The organism is Asanoa ishikariensis, from assembly GCF_900107455.1.
Taxonomy (GTDB): Bacteria; Actinomycetota; Actinomycetes; order Mycobacteriales; family Micromonosporaceae; genus Asanoa; species Asanoa ishikariensis.
This window is the reverse complement of the sequence record NZ_FNQB01000007.1, coordinates 1-17288: the sequence shown is the minus strand read 5'-3', so window position 1 is coordinate 17288 and position 17288 is coordinate 1. Positions and strand designations below refer to the sequence as shown.

Genomic DNA, 17288 nt, shown 5'->3' with positions numbered 1-17288 from the left:
TCAGGCACGCTGCGTCCCATGAAGATTCCCAAGCGCGTTCTCATCTCCACCGTCGCGGCCGTCGTCGTCCTCGGAATCGGTGGGACGGTGTGGGCCACCACGGCCAGCGCCTCCGACGTCGACGGCGGCGAGCGCGAGCGGGTCGCCAACGCGGCCACCCAGGCGGTCCCGGGGACGGTGGAGGACGTCGAGACCAGCGACGACCCCGGTGAGGCGTACGAGGTGGAGGTCCGCAAGGCCGACGGCACCGAGGTGGACGTCGCCCTCGACAAGGACCTCAAGGTGGTCGGCCAGGACGCCTCCGACAGCGACGACCGGGTGCTGAGCGCCGCCGAGCGGGCTTCGGCCGAGCAGGCGGCCGTGGCGGCCGTCGGCGGTGGCACGGTGACCTCGGTGGAGGCCGGCGACGACGGCGTCGCCTACGAGGTCGACGTCCGCGACGCCGCCAACGCCGAGTGGAACGTCGATCTCGACGCGGGGTTCAAGGTGCTGAGCAAGACGGCCGACGACTGACCAGTGTGAGCAGGAGCGCCGGGGCGGCGGCCGGATGGCCACCACCCCGGCGCGCGTCGTAGAGTCCCGCGGCGTGACCCTGGCTGTTGGATTCGGCGTACTGGCGGCGTTCCTGTTCGCCTCCGCCGCCTCGCTCCAGCAACAGGCAGCCCAGCGGCATCAGGTCGACGACGGCCCGCACCGGCGCACGGACGTGTTCGTGGGCCTGGTGCGGCTCATCAGGCGGCTCGTCCGGGAGCCCCTGTGGCTGATCGGCTGGGTGACCAACCTCGGCGGCTTCGGCGCCCAGGCGATCGCGCTGCGCTTCGGGTCGGTCGCGCTCGTGCAGCCGCTGCTGGTCACCCAGTTGCTCTTCGCCCTGCCGATGGCGGCCGCCTGGCAGCGGCGCCGCCCCGGCCGGCGCGACTGGACGGCCGCGATCCTGATCTGCGGCGGCCTCGTGACCTTCTTCGCCGTCCGCGGCATCGCACCTCAGGACGGCGAACCCAACCGGACCCACCTGCTGCTGGGCTGCATCGTCGCGGCGGCGGCGGTCCTGCTCATCCTGCCGCTCAGCGAGGGCCGCCCGCGCCTGGTCCGGGCGACGATGATCGCGATCGCGGCCGGCATCTGCTACGCGGTCAGCGCCGCGATGATCAAGCTGACGACCGACGACCTACTGGCACGCGGCGTGCTGGCGACAGCCCGCGACTGGCCCGGCTACGTCCTGGCGGCGTCCACGCTGAGCGGCCTGGTCCTGGGCCAGGGCGCGTTGGCGGCGGGATCGCTGCCGTCCGCCGTGGCCGCCATGTCGATCACGAACCCGGTGGCCAGCTACCTGCTCGGCGTCTACGCGTTCGCGGTCGAGCCGCCGAACACGGCCGCCGCTCTGGTCGGCCTGGCAGCCGCGGGCGCCCTCATCGCTTTCGGCGCCATCGGGTTGGCGCACTCACCGCTGGTCCGCACACCCCGAGCCGTCTTGAGCTGACTCGCGTTGTGTGACAAATAGCTGACGGCCGGTCAACGCCGGAACCCGCATGCGCGTCACCTCCACACGCCGGAGAACCGGCTGACCCGAGGAGGGAGCTTCCATGCGTTACTGGCGAACATTCTTGGTGGTCGGGTTGGCCGCCGCGGTCCTCGACGTCGGGGCGACTGCCACGGTCGCGGCGGCCCAGCCCGTCGCAGCCTCGGCCGCGGCCACCCCGTACTGCGGGTTCCGCTGGGGCTCGCTGCTTGAGCAACACACCGCGACGGCGGTGGCGCCGCTGGTGAACGTGCGGGCCGGCCGGCATGCGTGCTTCGACCGTCTGGTCGTCGACGTGTCCGGCAAGGCCGACGGATACCGGGTCGAGTACGTGACCCAGGTCTACCGGGGCGGATCCGGGCGTCCGGTCCCGCTGCGCGGCGGCGCACGCCTGTCCATCATCGCCTTCGCTCCCGCGCACGACGACGACTACCGGCCCACCTACCGACCCGCGAAGCCAACCGAGCTGGTCAATGTCTCGGGATGGCGGACGTTCCGCCAAGTGAGCTGGGGCGGCACTTTCGAGGGCGAGAGCACCATCGGTCTCGGCGTACGCGCCCGCCTGCCGTTCCGGGCGTTCACGCTGGACGGTCCCGGTGCGGGATCGAGAATCGTCATCGACGTCGCTCATCGCTGGTCGTAGGTGCTTTCCCGGCCCACGGCCATGGGCGCGTCCATCGCTGTCGGCGGTGAACGCGCCCGCTCAGCCTCTCGTCAGGCGGAGGTCGCAGTGCGCCTGGGCAGCACCCAGTCGGGCCGCGGGAAGTGGCAGGTGTAGCCGTTCGGGTAGTTGATCAGGTAGTCCTGGTGCTCGGCCTCGGCCTCCCAGAACGGGCCGGCCGGCTCGATCGTCGTGACCGCCTCGCCCGGCCACAAACCTGACGCATCGACATCCGCGATCGTGTCGCGGGCGACGCGCTCCTGCTCGTCGGTGAGCGGGAAGATCGCCGAGCGGTAGCTCGAGCCCATGTCGTTGCCCTGGCGGTTCAGCGTCGACGGGTCGTGGATCTGAAAGAAGAACGCCAGGATGTCGCGGTACGTCGTCTGCGTCGGGTCGAAGACGATCTCGACCGCCTCGGCGTGGCCAGGATGGTTGCGGTACGTCGCGTGGTCGTTGTCGCCGCCGGTGTATCCGACGCGCGTGTCCACCACCCCTGGCTGCCGGCGAATGAGATCCTCCATGCCCCAGAAGCACCCGCCGGCCAGGACGGCCGTCTCCGTGCCCGGTTCGCGGGTGACCCGTCCGGTGTCGTTGATTCCGCTGGTCATGATGCGTTCTCCTTCGTAACGGCCGGCTCGAACAGCGAGCGGTACTCCCCGTAGCCCTGCGCCTCGAGCTCCGAGACCGGGATGAAGCGCAGCGCGGCCGAGTTCATGCAGTAGCGCTGGCCTCCGGCGTCGGCAGGGCCGTCGTCGAAAAGGTGGCCGAGGTGGCTGTCGGCGCCGGCGGACCGCACCTCGGTGCGGCTCATCCAGAGCGTTCTGTCGGTCTTTGTGCGGACGACGTTGCCTTCGATCGGCTTGGTGAAGCTGGGCCATCCGGTGCCACTGTCGTACTTGTCGGTCGACGAGAACAGCGGCTGGCCGGAGACCACGTCCACGTAGATCCCGGGCTCGTGGTTGTCCCAGTACTCGTTCCGGAACGCGGGCTCGGTGCCGTCCTTCTGAGTGACGTGGAACTGGTTGTCAGTGAGGCGGCTGAGTGCTTCCGGAGTCTTGCTGTAGTCGTGTGACACGATCTCTTCCCTCCTGCCGCCGCTGGCTGCGGCGTCATCTGCAACAACACTGCCGCGAACGGTTTTGGTCCCTCGGCCCCTGAGAACCTCGCTGTGACCGCGGTCTCGTTGTGGTGGTGGACCGTATGGTCCAATTTACGGCTGGCCGACAGAGCCGGTCGACGGCTCGACGAGGAACGACCTGATGTGCTCCAGGGCCATGTCGAGAGCGACTTCCATGGGTGCGACGTCGTGCGCGGCGTTCGCCAGCAGGTAGCCACCTTGCAGGGCGGCCATCAACCCCGTGGCCAACCTCTCCGGGTCAGCGTCCTGGCGCAGTGCGCCGCTGTCCCGCATCCGGTGCAGACCGTCACTGATGAGCTTTTCCCATTCCGCGAACGTCTCGGACAGCATCGATCGAGACTGCTCGTCCTGATCGGAGAGCTCGACGGCCATCGAACCGAGGCCACACCCGTACCTGCCGTTGTTCAGCGAGTTGGCCTGTACCAGCGCGTTGCGCCACCGGACCGGCCCCGAGAACGATCTCAGTCGCTCCAGCCCTCCGCGCTCGCGCTGCAGCACGAGCGCGCCCCGATATTCGACCAACGCGCGCACGAGCTCCTGCTTGTCGGCGAAGTGGCGGTAAAGCTGAGACTTGCTCGTCTGGCTCGCCTCGCGGACGTCGTCCAGAGTCGTGGCGTTCACACCGCGCACGAGCATCAGCCGATTCGCCGCATCGAGGATCCGCTCCCGGGTCGCTATCCCGCGTTGGCTGATCCTCTGCCGCTTCGCCGGCGCAACCATCAGCTCGTCGCCCACCAGTGGAGTCTATCCAGTGCGACCGCCTCGCTAAACTGGACGAAATGGTCCAGTTAACGTCAACTCCGGCGAGGTCGAAGCGATGCTGCCCTTGTACGAGCCGGAGGCCGTGCTCGTCGTGCAAGACGGGCGCACCGTCACCGGCCACACCGAGATCGCCCGCCACGTGTTCGTCGCCGGCGACGTCGCCGAGATCGTGCTGGACTGGTCGATCGACGGCACGGGTCGCGACGGCGAGCGCGTGCACGTCGGAGGCTCGGCATGCGATGTCGTACGCCGCGGCGCGGACGGATTCTGGCGGTACGTGATCGACAACAACCTCGGGACAACGGTGCGGCAATGAAAGCGATTGTGGTCACGGATGAGGCCGCGGGAACGGCCGGTATGACGCTGGCCGACCGTCCCGAGCCGGAGGCCGCAGGCAACTTGGCACAGCCGAGCACGCCATCAAGGCCATCGAGACCCGCGACAACGGTGAAGGCTAGCGGCGCCCCTGACGCCGGGGCAGAGAACCGACACCTGAGCGGACAGATGGCGGTTCTCTGCCGTTGCCAGGTCAGACGCCGGCGTGTTGGCAACCCGGGTGGAAGTAGGCGAACCAGAGGAGTGCCCGGCGGGTGTTGGGTCCGTACACGCCGTCGGCACCTGTGCCCGCGCGGCGCTGCGCCGAGACGAGTGCCGACCGGGTGCGGGGGCCGAAGTTGCTGTCGACCGAGAGGCCGGCGCCGTAACAGCGGTTCAGGTTCTCCTGCAGCCACTTGACGCCGTCGCCCGTGTTGCCCTGCCGCAGCAGGCAATCCCAACTGCTCTCCCAGGTCGGCCCGAACGTCGCCCACAGCGGCACGGCGCTTGCATTAGGAGTCGGGCTGGCCGTGTTGCAGGTTGGCAATGCCGCGAGGCTGGGCGACGCGGGCAGGGCCGCGCCCGCGACGCCGAGCGCGCCGGCCGCGACGATGCTGAGAGTTCGTGACTTGATGGACACTTCGCTACCCCGTTTCCCCGTAACAGAGCGCTAGAAAGCGCATTCCGGAGCGGAAACTAGTAGACAGATTTAGAAGTATCAAGGCATTCCGTGGCGCCCTGCGCCATTCGCGAAGCGAACGCCGACTGAAGTTCCTGCGGCGACTACCGCGTGGGGAGCACCCGGGGGAGTTGGGTGCGGGACGTGATGCCGAGCTTTGTGAAGACCTTGCGTAGGTGGTACTGGACCGTGCGGGCGCTGATGAACAGGCGCGTCGCGATCTCCGGGTTCGACAAGCCTTCGCCGGCCATGCGGGCGATCTGGGACTCCTGGGTGGTCAGGTTGTGGTCGCGGGCCGGCGCGCGCGGGTGCGTGTTGCCGCCCGCCGCGCTCAGTTCGCGGCCGGCCCGCGCCGCGAACGCCGTCGCACCGCTCTCCGTGAACGTGTCGTACGCCGTTCGCAGCTCAGCGCGGGCGTCCGTGCGCCGACGCCGCCGCCGCAGCCACTCGCCATAAAGGAGATGCGCCCGGGCCAGGTCCACCCGCATCCGGGTGCGGCCGAGGTGCTCGATCGCCGACCGGTACAGCGGCTCGGAGTCCGTCAGCAGCGCCTCTGAGCGCGACTGGATGCCCAGCGCCCAGTCCGTGCCGCACGCCACGCGCATGTCGGTCAGCAGCGCGAAGACGTCGTGCGCGGCCGACGGTCGGCCCGTCCGGACCGCGGACTCGACCAGTTCCGGCGCCGCCCAGATCAACGATCCTGGATCCTGCGGGTACGCCGTGGCCCGCTCGGCGGCCGCCAGCGCCTCCGGATAGTTGCCCAAGCTGTTGTGCAGCAACGCGTACGCCCATTCCGCGAAGGTGAGCCCCACGCCCTCGCCCCGCCGCGCCACGTCCGCCTTGGTTGCCGAGACCAGCGCCGGGCCCGCGCTCGCGTCGCCGCGGAAGGCGGCCAGGCCCAGTGCCCCGTACGGCGCCTGGCTGCTGCCCGTCGCCTCCGTGATCGCGGTCATCTCGTCCGTCAGCGACGCCGCCGTGGCCAGGTTGCCGCTGAAGAGCTGGAGGTACGCCCGCGCCGTGAGCGCCAGTGGCAGGTGGCCGAGCGCGCCGGTCTCGCGGGCCAACCGCAGGTACCGGTCGGACAGCGCGTCCCAACCGTCGTCGTCCCAGACGCGCAGCGTCGTCGTCACGGCCATCCACAGTAGATTCAGATCATCCCCGGAAGCGGTGGAGGCGGATCGCAGCCTCGCCAGCGCCGCCCGCAGCACCGGCAGCCCGGCCACGTACCCCTCGTCGTAGGACAGCGCCGTCCCGTCCAGGAGCAGGTCCGCGGCGCACGGTGCCGGAGCCGGCGGTGCGGCCCGCGCCGCTCGCGCCACCGCCCGCACGTCGGCGGACGGCACGGCGAACCGCCCGGCGAAGATCGACGCCGACAGCGCCTCCAAATAGGTGGCCCGGGACAACGCCGCGTCGACCTGTTCGAGCCGCTGCGCCGCCTGCAACAGCAGCGGTGCGGCGTCGTGGCCCCGGTCCGTCACGAAGGCGAGCTCGGCCGAGGTCAGATCCGCCTGAGCCCGCTGCTGGTCGGTCAAGGGCGCCGCGGCCGCCGTGGCCAACAGGTCCCGCGCCGCCTCGAACCCGCCGGCCCGCACCTCCGCCTGCGCCGCCGCCAACGCCCGCACGCCGCGCTTCGCCGGTGCGGGGCTCAGTGCCGCCGCCCGCCGGAGGAACGCGGCCGCCGCGGCCGGACCGCCGCGCGCCTGCGCCCGCCCGGCCGAGCGCTCCAGCTCGACCGCCACGTCCTCGTCCTCGGTGGCCGCGGCCGCGGCCCGGTGCCACGCTCGGCGGTCGGGGTCGGTCCGGGCGTCGGTGGCGGCGGCCAGCATCTCGTGCGCCGCGCGTCGTTCGTCGGCCGGCGCCGCCAGGTAGACCGCGGACCGGGCCAGCGGATGCCGGAACCGGACGCCCTCATCGGTCAGTCCGGCGTCGGCGGCCGGCCCGAAAGCCGACCGGTCGACCCCCCACCGCTGCGCTGCCCGGGCGACCAGCGCGGCGTCGCCAGAGGGGTCCGCGGCCATCAGCAGCAACAGCCGCCGGGTTGGCTCCGGAAGCTGGTCCACCCGGCGCTGGAACTGCGACTCGATCCCGCCGGTCAGCGCCGCCGGGAGGCCGAACCCGCCCGCCAGGTCGGCCGGGCCGATCCCGCGGGGCAGTTCCAGCAGCGCGAGCGGGTTGCCGTGCGCCTCGGCGACGATCTGGTCGCGTACCCGGATGTCGATCGGACCCGCCAGCGCCGCGTCCAGCAGGGCGCGCGCATCCGGGTCGGGCAGCGCGCCGACCTCGGCCGACGGCAGGTGTGCCAGCGAAGGGGGAACGGCGCGGGCCGCGAGGACCAGGCCGACCGACTCCACCTCCAGACGGCGGGCCACGAACGCGAGCACCTGCGCCGACTCCCGGTCGAGCCACTCCAGGTCGTCGACCAGGCAGACCAGCGGCCGGTCGGCGGCCACCGCGGACAACAGGCTCAGCACGGCCAGTCCCACGAGGAACCGCTCGGGCGGCGGACCCGCGCTGATGCCGAACGTCGTGCCCAGCGCCTCCCGCTGCGGTGTCGGCAGGCGGTCGAGCAGGTCGAGCAGCGGCCCGCACAACTGGTGCACGCCCGCGTACGGAAGCTCCATCTCCGACTCGACGCCGGCGGCCCGGACGACCCGGCACGGACCCACCCGGGCGGCCACGTGGTCCAGCAGCGCCGTCTTGCCCACACCGGCCTCACCGTGCAACACCAGCACCTGGCTCGCGCCCCCACGGACGGCCTTGACCAGGTCGTCGAGCACCGCGCACTCGGTGCGACGGCCGGTGAGTCCGGCGGAGCCGTGCACAACCCCACGCTAGCGGGGTCGGCTGGCCACTGGCGGATGCGCCGCACAAACGCCGGCGAGCAAGCTTTTCGCATTAGCCATCTGTCCCCGGGAGGAAAAATGCCTGGGCTGCTGAAAGACCAGAGGGTGCTCGTCGTCGGGCGCGGCAGCGGGATCGCCCGCGCCGTCGCGGTCGTTGCCCGGGACGCCGGCGCACGGGTTGTCGCCGCCGGCCGTGACGGGCGAGGGCTGGCCGACGCGTACGCGGGGGAGCCGGACATCACCACCGACACCGTCGACCTCACCGACGAGGCCTCGATCGCCGCGCTCGGCGAACGCCTGGACACCGTCGACCACGTGGTCTCGACCGCCTCCGCGCGCGCCCGCGGCTACTTGGCCGACCTCGACCGGGATGCGGTGCGCAAGTCGTTCGACACCAAGGTGATCGGCCCGCTGATGCTGGCCAAGCATCTCGCGCACCGAATGGGCGCGGGCGGGTCGATCACGGTGTTCTCCGGCGTCGCCGCGTCCAAGATCGCGGTCGGCACCATGGCCGTGGCGATCACGAACGGCGCCGCCGACATCCTGGCCCGCTCGCTCGCGCTGGAGCTCGCCCCGATCCGGGTCAACGCCATCTCTCCCGGCGTGATCGACAGCGGGGCCTGGGACGACCTGGGCGCCGAAGCCAAGCGCACCTACATCGACAACATCCGGCGCCGCAATCCCACCCACAGCATCGGCACCACGGGCGACATCGCCGACGGTGTGCTGTTCGCGATGACGAGCCCCTTCCTGACCGGCACGACGCTGCACATCGACGGCGGCGAGCCACTGACCTGACAAGCGAAAGGGACAGACCATGGGACTCTCCTGGCAGCAGGGGCCGCTGGCCGCGCACAGCGTCGGTCGCTTCCTGGTTCCCGATCCACTGCCCGAGCGACTGTTGTACGCGGAGCCGCTGCGTCGCCGCCTGCGGGTCCGGTTCGGCGGCGACTGGATCGCCGACAGCGAGGACGTCGTGCTGCTGCACGAGCCGGGCCGCTACCCGGTGGCGTACTTCCCGGAGCCGGCCATCGCACCCGACGCGCTGCGGGCGACCGACCACGTCACCAACCACCCGCAACTCGGGCCGACGCGGTGGTTGACCGTCCAGCATGGGGACACGCACGCCGAGCGCGCCGCCTGGCGGTTCGCCGACCTGCCCGCGTACGCGGAGCCGCTGCGGGGACGGACGGCCTTCGCCTGGCATCCGATGGACGCCTTCTACGAGGAGGACGAACGGATCCTCGGGCACGCCGCCGACAGCTACCACCGCATCGACATCCGCCGGACCTCGCGGCACCTGGTGGTCCGCGACGGCGAGCGGATCGTCGCCGACACCGTCCGGCCGCACGTCCTCTACGAGTCCGGCTTCGCACCGCGCTGGTACGTGCCGCGGTCCGACGTCGAGGCCGGCGCGCTGGCCCCGGTGGACCGCCAGACGTTCTGCCCGTACAAGGGGCTCGCCAGCTACTACGACATCGGTGACCGAGCCCGGGCCGCCTGGTCCTACGAGGAGGCGTGGCCCGAGGTCCACCTCGTCTCGAACTTCGTCTCGTTCGAGCCCGACAAGATCGACGTGAACCTCGACGGGTGCGGGCTCACGCTCGAGCCTGGCCAGTCCGTCGTCGCGCACGGCATCGACCGGGACTTCGACGAGGTCTTCACCAGCACCAGATAGGAGAAAACCATGTCCGCACTGCTAGACCGCACAGTCCTGGTCGTCGGCCGCGGCAGCGGCATCGCCCGGGCCACCACGCTCGCGGCCCGCGCCGCCGGCGCCAAGGTGGTAGTCGCCAGCCGCGACGCCGCCGCGCTCGACGAGGCCTACGACGATCCCGGCATCGTGGCCGAGAGCGTCGACCTCACCGAAGAGTCCAGTGTGGAGTCTCTGGCCGAGCGGCTCGGCCACGTCGACCACGTCGTCTCCACCGCCTCCGCCCGCGCCCGTGGCACGGTCGACGCCCTCAAGCCGGAGGTCGTCATGGCGTCCTTCAACACCAAGGTGGTCGGCCCGATCCTGCTCGCGAAGCACTTCGCTGGGCGGATGCCCGAGGACGGCTCGTTCGTCCTGTTCTCCGGCGCGACCGCGGACAAGCCGACGGTCGGGATGCTCGCCGTGGCCGCGACCAACGGCGCCGTCGACGCCGTCGCCCGATCGCTGTCGGTGGAGCTCGCGCCGATCCGGGTCAACTCCATCTCGCCGGGCACCATCGACACCGGCGCCTACGACGCACTCGGAGAGCAGAAGAAGGCCGAGTTGTACGAGCAGCGCCGCACCCACGTGCCGGCCCACCGCGTCGGCACCTCCGACGACGTCGCGGATGCCGTCGTCTTCGCCCTGACCAACACGTTCCTGACCGGTGTCTGCCTGCATGTCGACGGCGGGGAAACCCTGGTCTGAAGGAGGGAACAGCCATGAACACCACGCATCACCGCTACGCCACCGTCCAGGGCCGACAGATGTTCTACCGGGAGGCGGGACCGACCGACGCGCCGGCGATCGTGCTGCTGCACGGCTTTCCGGCCAGCTCGTACATGTTCCGCGACCTGATCCCGGCCCTCGCCGACCGCTACCACGTCGTGGCCCCGGACCACATCGGGTTCGGGTTCTCCGACGCTCCGGGTGTCGACGAGTTCGACTACACGTTCGACAACCTCGCCGATCACACGACCGAGCTGCTGGGCCAGTTGGGCATCGAACGCTACGCCGTCTACGTACACGACTACGGCGCACCGATCGGCTGGCGGCTCGCCTTGCGAAAGCCTGACGCCGTCACGGCGATCGTCACGCAGAACGGCAACGCGTACGACTCGGGCTTCGTCGAGGGCTTCTGGAAGACCATCTGGGACTACCAGCACGCGCAGACGCCGGACACCGAGGCCGCGATCCGCCAAGCGCTGAGCCTCGACATGATCAAGTGGCAGTACGTCACGGGCACGCCCGACCCGAGCCTGGTCAGCCCGGACACGTGGAACCACGACTACGCGCTGGTCAGCCGGCCGGGCAACGACAAGGTGCAGCTAGCCCTGTTCCGGGACTACGCGACCAACGCGCCGATGTACCCGCGCCTGCACGCGTACCTGCGGGACACCCAGGTGCCGGTGCTGGCCGTCTGGGGCCGCAACGACCCCATCTTCGGCCCCGACGGCGCCAGCGCCTTCGCGGACGACGTCGAGGACGCGGAGATCCACCTGCTGGACGGCGGCCACTTCGTGCTGGAGTCGGACGGCGACGAGGTCGCGCGGCTCACCCACAATTTCCTGGACCGGACGGTGACTACCCGACCGCGGCAGCCGCAGCGGTGATCAGGGCGATGGCCTCGTCGACCTGGGGTGCGTGGCTGCGGTGCGCGACGACCGTCACCCGCAGCGTCTGGCGCCCGCCGACCACCGTGCTGGACAGGTAGACCCGCTGGCTCGCGTTGACGCGGGCCAGCACCGCCCGGGTGGCCGCGTCGGCCGCGTCGTCGTCCGCCGCGCGGACCCGGAACGCGACCGTGCTCAGGTCCGGCAGCCACGGCACCTCCAGGTTCGGCACCGCGCGTAGCGCCGAGTACACGTGGTCCGTCAGGTCCAGCTTCTCGTCCAGCGCCGCCCGGAACGCGCCGACACCGTGCAGGTGCAGCGGCAGCCAGACGCGCAGTCCCCGCGCCTCGTGGCTGAGCTCGGGGCCGAGGTGGGCGTAGTCGGGCAGTTCGAGCGTGCCCAGGTCCTGCAGGTAGTCGGCGGTGCCCTCGTGCGCCGCGGCCAACTTGGCCGGGTCGCGTACGACGAGGGCGCCCGTGCCGAAGGGCAGAAACAGGGTCTTGTGCGGGTCCAGCGTGACCGAGTCGGCGAGCTCCACGCCGGTCAGTCGGGCCCGGCCCCGGTCGGTCAGCCGGAAGAACCCGCCGTACGCGGCGTCGACGTGGAACCACAGGTCCTCGCGAGCGGCCAGTGCGGCGATCCGCCGCAGCGGGTCGATGGTCCCGGTGTCCGTGGTGCCGGCCGACCCGACGACGAGGAACGGGCGCAGCCCGGCGGCCCGGTCGGCCTTGATCATGGCGGTGGCCGCGGCGACGTCCATGCGCAGGTCCGGTGTGCTGGGCACGACCCTGATCCGGGCGCCGGCGATGCCGGCGATCCGGGCGGCCTTGGCCACGGAGTGGTGAGCGTGGGGCGTGACGTACATGGTGCCGTCCGCGATGTCCTCGCCGAGCCGGTCGTGCCGCGCGGCGACGATGGCGGAGAGGTTGGCCAACGACCCGCCGGTAGTCAGCAGGCCGCCGCTGCCCGCGGGGAGCCCGCAGACGTCCTGGGCGATCCAGCGCAGCACGCTCTCCTCGAGGGCGGTGAGCGCGGGCGCGGTCGCGGCGAGGCTGCCGTAGCGGTTGAGCACCTGGCCGTAGAACGAGGCGAGCGCGGAGCTGTAGAGCCCACCGCCCGGGATGTACGCGAAGTAGCCCGGTCCCGCGGTCTCCAGCGCCACGTCGGCGGCCCGGTCGACCAGCGAGAGCAGCCCTTCGAGGTCACCGCCGTGCTCCGGCGGCGGCGCCAAGAGCTCGTCGACGAGCTTGTGCAGCTCCGCGGAGCCCAGGACCGGCGTCAGGTCGGTGGCCGGGCGCTGCGGCAACCGGTCGACGAAGTCGGCCAGCCGGTTCAGCACCAGCCGTCCCTGGTCCAGCATCTGCGCGCGGTCCGGTTCGATCTCCACAACTCGAAGGCTGGCACTCGCTTGCGGAAATCGGCAGGGGCACGTCGTCAAGCTCACGTTGGTGATTTGCGGCTATTGTCCCCGGAATGACGCACTCGCACAGTGACGCCTTCGCGAACCGGGAAGGTCAGTGGGCGCAGCTCGCCGAGGAGCGGCTGTCGCTGTTCCGCCACGACGAGGAGATCGAGCGTGGCCTGGCGTTCGGGCTGCCGGGCTCGCCGACGCTGGTCGACCGGACCATCCCGACGTTCTCGCGGGGCGAGCTACCGCACTTCGCGGGGGAGCGGGGCAGCTTCCTCAACGCGCCGTACCTGGAGGACGTCAACGACGTCGAGGACGCCGAGGTCGCCGTCTTCGGCGCGCCGCTGGACTCCGGGGCAACGTACCGGCCCGGCGCGCGCTTCGGGCCCCAGGGCATCCGTCGCTCGACGAACCTGTTCGGCACCTACTGCTACGAGCTCGGCGTCGACCTGCGCGAGCAGCTCAACCTGGTCGACATCGGTGACGTGTTCACGATCCCGGGCAACCTGGAGAAGAGCTTCGACCAGATCAGCCAGGCGATCTCCCACGTGTACGCGCGGGGCGTGCTCCCGGTGGTCCTGGGCGGCGACCACTCCATCGGCTACCCGACGATCCGCGGCATCGCGCCGCACGTCGACGGGAACATCGGCATCATCCACTTCGATCGGCATGTCGACACCCAGGAGACCGACCTGGACGAGCGCATGCACACGACCCCGTGGTTCCACGCGACGAACATCGGGAACGCGCCGGCCACCAACCTGGTCCAGGTCGGCATCGGAGGCTGGCAGTCGCCGCGCGCCGGGGTCAAGGTCGGCCGGGAGCGGGGCACGACCGTCATCACCGTCGGCGACGTCGAGCGGGTCGGCATCGAGAAGGTCGCCGAGGTGGCACTGGAGACGGCGTGGAAGGGCGCGAAGGCCGTCTACCTGTCCTTCGACATCGACGTGATCGACGCCGGGTTCGTGCCCGGGACGGGATGGCCGGAGCCGGGCGGGCTGTTGCCCCGCGAGGCGCTCAACCTCGTGCGGGCGGTCGCCGCGCCTGGGCTCGCCGGCATCGAGGTGGTCGAGTGCGCCCCACCGTACGACTGGGCGGAGCAGACCGCCCTGCTCAGCTCCCGCGTGGTCCTCGACGCGCTCGCGGTCATGGTGCGCGAGGGCCGGATCGGCAGGAAGGCCGCCCGCAAGAACCGGCACGCGTGGGGACCCCGGCCTTAGCGAATACCGCACTATTACGACGAAACCCCCGCGAACCTTCCTTAGGTGCACTTAACTCGTGCTTGGTGGTCGGCTGGACCGCCGCACGACGCGCGAAGGGAAATCGTCAGGTGAGACTCCGGCGGTACGGCATCATCGCGTCTCTCGCGGTGACGGCGACGCTCGCGCTCAGCGCATGTGGTGCGGACGGTGCGGACTCCGGCGCGACGGTGGCCGGCGCGGGGGTCGCCCAGGCGATCAACTGCGCCACGGGCACCCTCAACGCGCAGGGCTCGTCCGCGCAGAAGAACGCGATGGACGAGTGGCGCAAGAACTACCAGCAGCAGTGCAACGGCTCGACGATCAACTACGAGCCGTCCGGCTCGGGCGCCGGTGTGCAGGCGTTCATCGCCGGCACCGCCGACTTCGCGGGCTCGGACAGCGCGCTGTCCGCGGACGAGCAGTCCCAGGCGAACTCACGGTGCAACGGCGGCCCGGCCGTCAACCTGCCGATGGTCATCGGTCCGATCGCGGTCGCGTACAACGTGTCGGGTGTCGACGACCTTCAGCTCAAGCCCGACGTCCTCGCCAAGATCTTCGCCGGCGAGATCACGCAGTGGGACGACGGCGCGATCAAGGCCGACAACGCGAACGCGTCGCTCCCGTCGACCACGATCCAGACCGTGCACCGGTCGGACGAGTCGGGCACGACCGACAACTTCACCAGCTACCTGGCGGCCACGGCCGGCAGCAGCTGGACCTTCGGCGCCGGCAAGGCCTGGAAGGCACCGGGCGGCACCGGCTCCAAGGGCTCCGACGGTGTGGCGAGCTCCGTGAAGAGCACCGACGGCTCGATCGGCTACATGGAGCTGTCGTTCGCGGAGAACGCCGGGCTGAACATGGCCAAGATCCAGAACGGCGCGGGGCAGTTCCAGGAGCTCACACCCGAGGCGGCCAGCAAGACCATCGAGGGCGCTCCGATCACGGGTAGCGGCAACGACGTGACGCTGGACATCGACTACGCCACGAAGACGCAGGGTGCGTATCCGATCGTGCTGGCCACCTACGAGATCGTCTGCAGCAAGGGCGCTCCGTCGGACAAGGTCGCGCTGCTGAAGGGCTTCCTGGGCTACACGGCGAGCTCCGAGGGGCAGGGCATCCTGAACGGCCTGGGCTACGCGCCGCTGCCGGGCAACGTCCAGTCCCGGGTCCAGACCTCGGTCAACAGCATCTCCTGACCGGTGTCAGCGGACTCCGGGTCGGGCGGCGGTGCGCTGCCACGTCGCAAGGGTTTCGGTGCGGAGTCCGTCTTCCGCACCGTTACCCTCGCGGCGGGCACGATGGTCCTGGTCATCATCGTCGCGATCACGGTCTTCCTCATCGCGAAGGCCGTGCCCGCGCTCCAGGCCGACAGCGTCAACTTCTTCACCGAGACCCAGTGGTTCCCCAACCAGACGCCACCCGAGTTCGGCATCGCCGCGCTCGCGTGGGGCACGCTGGTCACCTCGGCGATCGCGTTGGTGGTGGCCGTGCCGGTCGCGTTGGGGATCGCGCTCTACCTGTCCCACTACGCCAACCGGCGCATCGCCACCACGTTCGGCTTCATCATCGACCTGCTGGCCGCGGTGCCGAGTGTCGTGTTCGGACTGTGGGGCTTCACCGTGTTCATCGAGCCGGTCCGCAGCTTCTCGGTCTGGCTCAACAAATACTTCAGCTGGATCCCGCTGTTCGGCGGTGACGGCCCGTTCGGGCGCTCGTTCATGCTGGGCGGCCTGGTGCTCGCCATCATGGTGCTGCCGATCATCACGGCGCTGTCCCGCGAGGTCTTCCGGCAGACGCCCACCGCGAACGAGGAGGCCGCGCTGTCGCTCGGCGCCACGCGGTGGGAGATGATCCGCACTTCGGTGCTGCCGTACGGGCGCCCGGGTGTGATCGCCTCCGTGATGCTGGGCCTCGGTCGGGCGCTCGGTGAGACCATCGCGCTCGCGCTGACGCTCGGCTTCATCAACGAGATCACGGTCAACATCATCCAGAACGGCGGCAACTCGATCGCCGCGAACATCGCCAACGGCTTCGGCGAGGCCGGCGAGATCGGCCGCGGTGCGTTGATCGCCTCCGGCCTCGTCCTGTTCGCCATCACCCTCGTCGTCAACATGGCTGCCCGGGCGATCATCTACCGGCGCCGCGAGTTCACGGAGTCGGCGGCATGACCGCGCCCGGCCGGTCGCGCGCCTCCGCGCACCATCGGGAGCGGCGATGACCGCGCCGGCGCAGACGCCGTCCGCCGCTCCGGGGCGGGACCCCGGGCTGCGCGGGCACCGTACCCCCGTGCTCGTCCTGGCGGGTGTCGCGGTCGTGGCGCTCGGCATCTCGGCCGCGATCTGTTACGGCACCGGCTTCGGCGGCTGGGTCCTCACCGTCGTCCTCGGCCTGATCCTCTACCTGGTCGGCGCCTTCGTCGCGGTCAACCGGTACGAGGGTCGTCGGGCCGCCCGCGACCGCACCTGGGGCGTCCTGATCCGCTCGGCGTTCGTGCTCGCCCTGCTGCCGCTCGTTTCCGTGGTCTGGACGCTGATCTCCAAAGGGTGGGAGCGCCTCGACCTCAACTTCTTCACCACGTCGATGAACAACATCGGCGCTCGGGACCCCGACGGCGGCGCCGTCCACGCGATCATCGGCACGCTGGAGCAGGTCGCCATCGCCGCCGCGATCACCATCCCGCTGGGGGTGCTGGCCGCCGTGTACATCGTCGAGTACGGCCGCGGTCGGTTCACTCTCGCGATCCGGTTCTTCGTGGATGTGATGACCGGCATCCCGTCGATCGTCGCCGGCCTGTTCGTGCTGTCGTTCTGGGTGCTGATCGTGACGCCCTGGTTCAACAACGGCCAGCCGACCTTCTCGGGCTTCGCGGCCGCGCTGGCCCTGAGCGTGCTGATGCTGCCGACCATTGTCCGGTCGACAGAGGAGATGCTGCGGCTCGTCCCGGCGCCATTGCGGGAAGGCGCGTACGCGCTCGGCGTACCCAAATGGAAGACGATCGTCAAGGTTGTGATCCCGACGGCTCTTCCCGGCATCATCACGGGCATCATGTTGTCGATCGCACGCGCGGCGGGGGAGACCGCGCCGGTACTTTTAGTGGCAGGCGGCAGCGATGCCGTCAACATCAACCCATTTGAAAACAACCAGACGTCGCTTTCGCTATTCGTCTTCCAGCAGGCGGGCGACGCATCCCGATTCGCGCCGGCGCGCGCCTGGACCGCGGCGCTCACCCTGGTTGCGTTGGTGCTCATCCTGACCATCGCCGCCAAACTGCTCGCGGGGCGCAATCGCCTCCGCCGTTGACATCAGCAACGAGGACTGCACATGGCCAAGCGTGTCGAGGCGACCGGGGTCACCGCCTACTACGGTTCGTTCAAGGCGATCGACAACATCAACCTGCGTGTGGAGCCGAAGACGGT

Annotated in this window: 18 protein-coding genes; 12 read left to right on the top strand and 6 right to left on the bottom strand. The window is 70.5% G+C overall.

What is annotated here, in order from left to right; translation table 11 throughout:
- Positions 1–18 precede the first annotated feature (18 nt).
- The 3 genes from BLV39_RS41060 (at position 19) to BLV39_RS41050 (ending at position 2162) form a co-directional block, all read left to right on the top strand.
- A complete protein-coding gene (locus BLV39_RS41060) occupies positions 19–513 on the top strand; it encodes a PepSY domain-containing protein (protein WP_090804743.1) in 495 nt (164 codons plus the stop codon).
- A gap of 73 nt (positions 514–586) precedes the next feature.
- Positions 587–1480, top strand: coding sequence for a DMT family transporter (locus tag BLV39_RS41055; protein ID WP_204083035.1), 894 nt, complete (start codon positions 587–589; stop codon positions 1478–1480).
- 103 nt (positions 1481–1583) lie between these two features.
- Complete coding sequence (locus BLV39_RS41050) at positions 1584–2162, top strand: AMIN-like domain-containing (lipo)protein (RefSeq protein WP_204083034.1); 579 nt, start codon at positions 1584–1586, stop codon at positions 2160–2162.
- A gap of 71 nt (positions 2163–2233) precedes the next feature.
- Here BLV39_RS41050 and msrA read toward each other — a convergent pair whose 3' ends face one another.
- From msrA to BLV39_RS41035, 3 genes are all read right to left on the bottom strand, one after another.
- Positions 2234–2788, bottom strand: coding sequence for a peptide-methionine (S)-S-oxide reductase MsrA (gene msrA, locus BLV39_RS41045; protein ID WP_090804739.1), 555 nt, complete (start codon positions 2786–2788; stop codon positions 2234–2236).
- The gene (gene msrB / locus BLV39_RS41040) at positions 2785–3255 is read right to left on the bottom strand and encodes a peptide-methionine (R)-S-oxide reductase MsrB (RefSeq protein WP_090804737.1); all 471 of its coding nucleotides are present in this window, start codon (positions 3253–3255) and stop codon (positions 2785–2787) included. Before msrB ends, msrA begins: the two co-directional genes overlap by 4 nt.
- Positions 3256–3390: 135 nt before the next feature.
- Positions 3391–4053, bottom strand: a complete 663-nt coding sequence (locus tag BLV39_RS41035; RefSeq protein WP_090804735.1) for a TetR/AcrR family transcriptional regulator — start codon at positions 4051–4053, stop codon at positions 3391–3393.
- An 82-nt stretch (positions 4054–4135) separates the two neighbouring features.
- Between BLV39_RS41035 and BLV39_RS41030 the strand changes: the two genes are divergently transcribed.
- On the top strand, positions 4136–4396 hold the full coding sequence (locus BLV39_RS41030; RefSeq protein ID WP_090804733.1) for a YybH family protein: 261 nt from the start codon (positions 4136–4138) through the stop codon (positions 4394–4396).
- A gap of 213 nt (positions 4397–4609) precedes the next feature.
- Here the strand turns inward: BLV39_RS41030 and BLV39_RS41025 are convergent, their stop codons facing one another.
- A complete protein-coding gene (locus tag BLV39_RS41025; RefSeq protein ID WP_090804731.1) occupies positions 4610–5035 on the bottom strand; it encodes a peptidoglycan-binding domain-containing protein in 426 nt (141 codons plus the stop codon).
- A gap of 143 nt (positions 5036–5178) precedes the next feature.
- Positions 5179–7896, bottom strand: coding sequence for a helix-turn-helix transcriptional regulator (locus BLV39_RS41020; RefSeq protein WP_090804729.1), 2718 nt, complete (start codon positions 7894–7896; stop codon positions 5179–5181).
- Positions 7897–7995: 99 nt separating this feature from the next.
- Here BLV39_RS41020 and BLV39_RS41015 point away from each other — a divergent pair, with 99 nt between their 5' ends.
- The 4 genes from BLV39_RS41015 to BLV39_RS41000 are packed head-to-tail and all read left to right on the top strand — an operon-like array spanning position 7996 to position 11223.
- Entirely contained in the window at positions 7996–8715 is a 720-nt protein-coding gene (locus tag BLV39_RS41015) for an SDR family oxidoreductase (RefSeq protein WP_090804727.1), read from the top strand.
- 19 nt (positions 8716–8734) lie between these two features.
- Positions 8735–9595, top strand: a complete 861-nt coding sequence (locus BLV39_RS41010; RefSeq protein WP_090804726.1) for a DUF427 domain-containing protein — start codon at positions 8735–8737, stop codon at positions 9593–9595.
- 9 nt (positions 9596–9604) lie between these two features.
- Positions 9605–10318, top strand: coding sequence for an SDR family oxidoreductase (locus tag BLV39_RS41005; protein ID WP_090804725.1), 714 nt, complete (start codon positions 9605–9607; stop codon positions 10316–10318).
- A 14-nt stretch (positions 10319–10332) separates the two neighbouring features.
- On the top strand, positions 10333–11223 hold the full coding sequence (locus BLV39_RS41000; RefSeq protein WP_090804724.1) for an alpha/beta fold hydrolase: 891 nt from the start codon (positions 10333–10335) through the stop codon (positions 11221–11223).
- On the opposite strand, the gene BLV39_RS40995 is transcribed toward BLV39_RS41000, so the two are convergent.
- Complete coding sequence (locus BLV39_RS40995; RefSeq protein WP_204083033.1) at positions 11195–12610, bottom strand: pyridoxal phosphate-dependent decarboxylase family protein; 1416 nt, start codon at positions 12608–12610, stop codon at positions 11195–11197. The genes BLV39_RS41000 and BLV39_RS40995 overlap by 29 nt on opposite strands.
- Before the next feature lie 86 nt (positions 12611–12696).
- Between BLV39_RS40995 and BLV39_RS40990 the strand changes: the two genes are divergently transcribed.
- The 4 genes from BLV39_RS40990 to pstA all read left to right on the top strand — a co-directional run bounded on the left by BLV39_RS40990 (position 12697) and on the right by pstA (position 17172).
- A complete protein-coding gene (locus BLV39_RS40990) occupies positions 12697–13851 on the top strand; it encodes an agmatinase family protein (protein WP_090804723.1) in 1155 nt (384 codons plus the stop codon).
- 110 nt (positions 13852–13961) lie between these two features.
- Positions 13962–15068 (top strand): phosphate ABC transporter substrate-binding protein PstS, encoded by a 1107-nt coding sequence (gene pstS / locus BLV39_RS40985; RefSeq protein ID WP_090804722.1) that lies wholly within the window; start codon positions 13962–13964, stop codon positions 15066–15068.
- 3 nt (positions 15069–15071) lie between these two features.
- Positions 15072–16040, top strand: coding sequence for a phosphate ABC transporter permease subunit PstC (gene pstC / locus BLV39_RS40980; RefSeq protein WP_239084105.1), 969 nt, complete (start codon positions 15072–15074; stop codon positions 16038–16040).
- A gap of 46 nt (positions 16041–16086) precedes the next feature.
- Positions 16087–17172, top strand: a complete 1086-nt coding sequence (gene pstA / locus BLV39_RS40975; RefSeq protein ID WP_090804721.1) for a phosphate ABC transporter permease PstA — start codon at positions 16087–16089, stop codon at positions 17170–17172.
- The last annotated feature ends 116 nt before the right edge of the window (positions 17173–17288 follow it).